The 6,629-nt window shown below is 43.3% G+C and carries 7 protein-coding genes; all 7 read right to left on the bottom strand.

The genetic code is table 11. From position 1 onward, the window contains the following. Nucleotides 1–211 precede the first annotated feature (211 nt). Nucleotides 212–457: a hypothetical protein gene (locus LC115_08265; GenBank protein MCZ2356666.1), complete on the bottom strand. Its 246-nt coding sequence runs from the start codon at nt 455–457 to the stop codon at nt 212–214. After that, entirely contained in the window at nt 444–848 is a 405-nt protein-coding gene (locus LC115_08260) for a hypothetical protein (protein MCZ2356665.1), read from the bottom strand. Before LC115_08260 ends, LC115_08265 begins: the two co-directional genes overlap by 14 nt. Before the next feature lie 12 nt (nt 849–860). Then, nucleotides 861–2,810, bottom strand: a complete 1,950-nt coding sequence (locus LC115_08255) for a hypothetical protein (GenBank protein MCZ2356664.1) — start codon at nt 2,808–2,810, stop codon at nt 861–863. A 140-nt stretch (nt 2,811–2,950) separates the two neighbouring features. Continuing rightward, the gene (locus LC115_08250; GenBank protein MCZ2356663.1) at nt 2,951–3,256 is read right to left on the bottom strand and encodes a hypothetical protein; all 306 of its coding nucleotides are present in this window, start codon (nt 3,254–3,256) and stop codon (nt 2,951–2,953) included. A gap of 16 nt (nt 3,257–3,272) precedes the next feature. Continuing rightward, nucleotides 3,273–4,484, bottom strand: coding sequence for a hypothetical protein (locus LC115_08245; protein ID MCZ2356662.1), 1,212 nt, complete (start codon nt 4,482–4,484; stop codon nt 3,273–3,275). Between the two features lie 12 nt (nt 4,485–4,496). After that, a complete protein-coding gene (locus LC115_08240) occupies nt 4,497–5,879 on the bottom strand; it encodes a hypothetical protein (GenBank protein MCZ2356661.1) in 1,383 nt (460 codons plus the stop codon). A gap of 1 nt (nt 5,880) precedes the next feature. After that, nucleotides 5,881–6,629: hypothetical protein (locus LC115_08235; protein ID MCZ2356660.1), on the bottom strand; the 749-nt coding region annotated here is incomplete at its 5' end.

Below are 6,629 nucleotides of genomic sequence, written 5' to 3'. Positions count from 1 at the left end.
TGTTGTCATTCAGAACTTTCTTCGTGAAAACATTCCCGGCGTAGTATATACCCGCAATTTGTGTCACGGAGCCGGCAATTGCGAGTGAGAAAACACTAAGGTCTGTAATTGTAGCATATAGCAGAGCAACCACCATTATAGAGGTGTAAATTGCCAATGAGAGAAGGAACGCTATAAATTTTCGTCCAAAATACATAATTAATGCTCCTTTTTATTCTTCCAACCATTCACGAAAATAATTCGTGTTTTTTTCTATATTTTTCAATTTCTCCATTATCATCTCCTGTTTCAATTCCATCGCTCGGATTCGTGCTTCATGCTCCGCCAACAAGCGCCCCTGCTCTTCGGTCTTCGAGCTAAGAACGATGTAGTTGGAGAAAAAAACGGCAATTGTAATTATTATTCCCCAGGCGTTATTTTTAACGAATATCAGCAGTTCGTTTTTAGCTTTCTCCATTTTGCCTTAATCCTTTCGCAATTTTCATGTTCCTGCCGTAAGCCCGGCAAGATTGAACATATCCGTCATATTCCTGATACTCAGTTGATTCTTTATCAAGTTTCAACATTTTTATTTCATCATCCAATGAGTACTTCTCATGGATTTTTCTCTTCATAATCTCGTCTATATCTTTGTACATCCGGCAACTTTTCAGCTCCTCTTCCACCTCTACAAAAGTTTTCTCCGTAACATTGCACTCTTCATGTTGCAATGCAAGAAATGGTACAGAATCAGGTATATCAACTCCAACAAGTGTATCGGTGTAATACACTGTCTCAACCCCGTCAGGAATGATAATATTAAGCGTAGTGACATCTGTGACAACTTTAGTAAATCTAAAATATTTCATATCATTTCCTTTCTAAACATACAAACATGAACGGGCTGTTATTGTGATTGAGCTTGAGGTTGCAACTTGGTTTAAATGAAGATACCAAACTCCCGCTGCTGTTGAATAATCCCACACACCGCCCCTAACCGGGGTTGATTTCAAACCTACTGATGTGTATAAACTATCTGTCCCGAAAAGATTCGTACCAACATTACTCCCACTTTCAGGCACAGATGGTATTCCAGCACACGCACGCTGCCAACTGTTGTTGTGAACAGTTGTGCAATCCAGCACCTGTTTCCTTCCGTTTCCAAAGCGAGCACTTACAACATTTAGAATAAACGGGAATGTGAATTTATCATAGATTGCCAAAAAGTTTGCAGTTGGCGCTCCTTCATCGCAATAATTATCGGTCACGCCCCCGACACCGCCCGTAAGTATTTTTACATTTGCCGTCGTTTTTAGAATATATGTATCTGATTTTACAGCGAAATATCCCATTGTATAATCAGTGCCTATAGCACTTGTATCGATAATATTCCCGTTATAACCTAAATTAAAAGTATCACTATCAATTTTTAAAACTTGAAAATGCTTATATTTCAACAAGTTATTCCATTCTGAAGATTCGAACCCCCCTTGAATCGTCACTATATCCCCGGTTGAAAAACCATGTCCAACAACCGTAAATACTGCATTTATTGCTCGTGTGATTCCGGTGATTGATTGTATTGTATAACCACCACTTGTAAGCCCGCTTACGATTTCAGATAAGTTGCCGTTCAGGTCAGCCACTCCGCAATCTTGACCGTTATGTGTGGTCTTCGCAAAGGTACTCCCACCACCGTTCTTTCGGGCTTGATTTTGTGTTCCCCAATAACTATCATCACATGTTGCAAAAGTACATGCAGCATCAGAAATGTCAGCACCGCTATTATTGTTCCCCTTTGGGAACACCTTATCTCGAGCGCCGGCGCTGGATTCCAAAAACCAAGCACAAAATGTTGTATTCGATGATGCCTGTCCGTGTGCCATTGAAAGAAGTGATAGTGCACCATAAACATAAACGGGCGGAACACAGAAATCATTCCCCCGTGATTTCGCAGCGGAAAATGCACCGGCGTAACTATCGGTCGGTGTCTGTCCGTTAGATAGACAATTCGAAAAACTGCCTGGATACGACGGGTTCCCCGATGTGCGTTTAAGAGATGAAAAGGAGCTAAGTGGATTCGAAAGAGCAATAGAGCTTGCAATCCCCGCCGTACCATCAGCGTAATTAGTTAGACTCCACTTGTATTTATCGACGAAAAATCCATCAACCTCCGCCCCTGCATTTATAAATGCACGATGAAGAACGAAGCCGTCAAGGTTAGCTTCTGCTTCCGAAGCATACCACCTTGTCCCCCGTATTTGAACGGAGTTATAAACATAAGCGCTATTTGCGGTGTAAGTACCGGTGTTGAAGTTAGAAGTAATCTTGAAAATTTTTGAAGTGGTTATCGCCGAAATGGTATATTGTCCACTTGGAAGAGCAAAACCCGTTGCACCTTCAATATAAACTTTCTCACCAACTTTGACGAAATTATGGTCATTCGTACAGGTAACGGTAACTTCCGTACCGTCGCCCGTCATGTTGGCAATCTCACCATGCGAAATCTTAAAGTAAAACTTTGGAATCCAACACATTATCGAATTATCAACAGTAACTTTATAGTTACCATACTGCGGATTGGACTTGTTCAAGGTTCCTTCTAAGGAAACAATACCTGCAGGCAGTGTATCGGGATACACCCCAACTCCAAAACCTTCTTCGCCTGGGTTGCCGATGTTGTTAGTCGGTGGTACGATGTTGAAAAGTTTTGCTTTTATTTTTCGAGCACCGAGCGCTGTCCTAACGGCGAGAAGATCGTCCCCGTCCACAGCTTCCTTTTCTTGCAAGGCAGAAACATAATCACGGTAATTTATTACATCGTCAGCCATTTACAAATCTCCTTTTATTTTTTTGCCGTTATCGTCAACAATGTAGTTACCACTGTCATCGATAAGGAAACCTAATATTCTTAATGCTTTTTTCCGTATCCCGTTAAGGCTAAGCCCTAATTTTAGCAGCAGACCCATTTTCACACCTCCGTTGGAGAGCTGTATATACACACAGAACCCGTTGCAAGTTTCAGAGCAACAACCGGGATTCGCACCACCTGTCCTGCTGTCCAGACGAACCTGTTCGCCGGTGTGGTGTCATCTGCAAGTTTATTGCCAACCGAAGCTGCATCCTTAATTTTGCTAATCGTAGTTGAAGCCGGGGTATAAGTATGGAAAGTTGTGCCATCTTCCAATATCTCCACATATTCACCCGCCGTCCCAATTTCTGCAAGCACATCAATTGTAGCGGTCGTCGTTACAAAAATTTGTTTGCCGTATGCCATAATATTATCTCCGTTTTTAAATTTGAATTAATCGAAATCGTACGGTTGGAATCCCATTAACCGCCTCAATCGATTTGTCGTAAATCAAAAAATATTCCCAATCGTTCAACCCCGCCGGAATCAACGTTGGATAATTAATTTTTACTTGATCACCAACTTCGTATTTTATGTGATTTTTGAAATCACCCTGATACTCAACCATCGCCCGGAGCTGCGTGTAGAAATCTATCGTACTTTTTGCAATCCGGTGCATCGTTGTATCCGTCGTCGGTTTTGAGTCCATCCCGTTATAGATGTTTTCGTATATTTTTCCATATTCACGACCAACTTGCCGGTATTTCATCTCAGCTGATGCACACTTACCTTCGTATGTAGCTCCCAGCCCGTATGTGGAACCCGTAGGGGAACACACCATTTCGTACCGTCCATCGACACCGTGCTTGAAACTGTATTGCGAATATAGCGAATCCAGCGGAGACAACCAAACTTGTAATAATGGGACTCCGTTTTGTTTCAGCGGGTTGCTGAAAACACCGTCCACTGCTGATTTTCTGTCCAGGCACGCAAGCCGGTATCGCATCCCCGATTTTGTCAAAAACAGATGAAAATCTTGACAGATACTGTCTATTATATCTCGCATGGATTCTCTTTCTGTGAAATACCGTGCCAATTGATACCCATCACGGGTTCCGTTCGTTGTGTTCCCCACCACATCGAAGCTTGCCGTATCAATCAGATTATCCCCCTGTATATTTGTAATGGTGACCCAATCACCGGCGGCCATAGCATCACTTATATCCGCATCCGCCAATATTACTTCTTGTGTGCTGCCATCATAGCCCGCAATGTAAGTTTTGAACCCCGTACTGTGATTATGCCAAATTGCATATTTGTAATAATCATCTATTTTCACGGTGAGCGCCCGCCCGTTCACAGTACCGTCAAGAACCGCTTTTGTCGCACTGGAACTTGTATCAATCCGTCTGTTCCGTTCCACGAACAGCCAATCACGCAGGATGGACTCTATCACATACGCCGGGTTCTCTATCATGTCGCCGATTGAGTAGCCGTTCGTCCGGTTTAATGCACCCGTCTTCTGTATCCAACGTCCAAAAATTAAACCCTGCAGAAAAAATGCGTCCGTGAATTCATATAATTTTTTTTCATCCGTTAGCTGCTGTTCAATTTTTGTATTGTTGGCTAACCAACCTCTCATCAAATATGCCATTTCCGTGTCCTATTAATGCCTACTTCCCCCTGTTGTTGTTCGTGGGAATCTTTGGGGGGTGAGTTTCCAAAGTACAATGTAATTAAGCTGCAGATAAATCTCTCTTATCAATATGTCCCCCGGGTCATGCGAATCTCCGGAAACATTCGTAAGCACCCATTGCAGCCCTAATAACTCACCCCAGTCCCATGGCAAGTTACTGTTGCTCTTCCCGTCCACGACATTCCCAAATTGGTAACGGGTAAATTTGTATGTCCCAAAATCACCTTGTGTGTCGTATCCAGTTGCACCGGTGTACCCAGCACCACCGGCTTTATTTTCATTGTAAAATTCAATTTTCAACGCCCGGGTCTCGCCTGGTGCTGAGGTCTTCCAAAGCACTACAAGCTCAATATCAGTGAGACCAATATTCGGGCTCCCAAAATCGTGAGTGATTCCCGAATCAAATTGGAACCCCAATTTTTTGCTGTTCACTAAAGTCAAACTTGTGGAATAATTTTCTTCTTGAAACAGGCTCAAATCTGTTACATCCGTAAACGCCCCCGGGATAAGTTTTCTAATATAAACAAAACCGTCAACCCAGCTCCCGGCTCTCGGCGCTGTTGTAAGCAATCGCACAGTTGTCCCGTTCACATTGTTCACAGTATCACCGGCAACCGGTGCTATTTCAAGGTAATTTTCCTTCCCATCTATCTGTCTGAATACTCTATGCTTTCCATCGTGGTCATAGAAGGTCTGCTTGCATTCGTGTCCCGCCCCTATGAAAATGAGACGCTGCATGTCAACCAAAATTGCGGGCGTTAACCGGTATTTTCCCTGTTCCGGAATGTACCGGTCGAAACCGCCGTAAACAATGGGTAGAAATTTTCCAATGGATTCTTTCGGGGCGCGTGGGAAATAAGTGTGCTTGTCGTCTGTTTCCTTCTGGATTTTCCATACGGGTAGAAAATCAAAATCAAGATTTCTTTCCACCGCCTCTATTGCGAACCCCGCCGAGTCAAACTGGTAATTTTCCACGAAAGCATCGCACAGCCATGTAATTTCTGCCTGTGTAGTCGCCCCTTCCCAGATGAACCCCAAGCGGCAAGGTGCTAAGTATATTTCGGGAGCTGCGGCTGCTGGCATGAAAGAGTCTATTGTGTACGCGCCATAATTCACAAGTGTGAAGGTGAACCCAAAACGGGAGCCGATCCCACCCATCTCATCCGCCGGGATGCTCTGCCCGTGGAATGCAAGAGAATTTTTCTGCAACGCATTCCGATAATCTTTCCCACTCAGAGCTACATAATTGCGTCCCACACCGGAGCAAAAGCGTTGCACCCCGGTGGAGAGCTCCAGCTCTATTAGCCATATAATTTTATTATCATCACCCGGGGTCTGTGCCAAACTTAACATCTTACCGCAAAGCCTCCTGCCTGCTCAATATCGCCCGTGTTCTTGTTGCTGTCTTCGCTGTTGCCACAAGATCACCATCAATCCATATCTGTGTCACCGGTCTCGCGCTGTCCCCGGAAAATAAATCACCCACACCTGAAATTAAAGTGCCCAGCCCCGGAACAAAAAAGTCTAACAAAGAAGATGCAAGTTTTTTTGCACCAAGCTCTAACAGAGATTGGCTGACACTTGCAAGGAACTTTTCTAGAAGCGAGTGAGCTTCACCGAATATAGATTGCCATGCCTTAGAAAACTCAGATTTGAAGGTTTGCACGAACGGGTCAATGAAAAGATCTTTGTAGAGGCGCGCTTTTTCTTTGGCTTCTTTTATGTCCCTTTTATCCCATTCTTTCATTGCTTCCCCAACAAGTTGTTCCGACGACTTTTTCGGTTTTGGGACTTTCGGTAACAATTCAATTTGCGTGTTTAACTTTGGGAGAGGGGCCTGTGGTACATCTTTTTCTTCTGCAATTATTCCCCTCATTTTATTTATCAATTTAGCATAATCATTTAAATAAATCTCAAATTTTTTAAGGTTGTTAAACTCTTTGGTCTCCGGCTTCGTCTTCCCTATCGCCATGTTTAAATCTGTAAACCATTTTGTAAACTCTTCCGGTTTTGGCAACTGATTTAAAAGCTCTTTTGTCTCTATTGCTTCTTGTATCTGCTCAATTAATGGTACTTCCGCCTTAGTTTTCGGTGTCGTAGTTT

This window comes from Bacteroidia bacterium (genome assembly GCA_026932145.1).
Taxonomy (GTDB): domain Bacteria; phylum Bacteroidota; class Bacteroidia; order J057; family JAIXKT01; genus JAIXKT01.
This window is presented reverse-complemented; position numbering and strand designations above follow the sequence as displayed.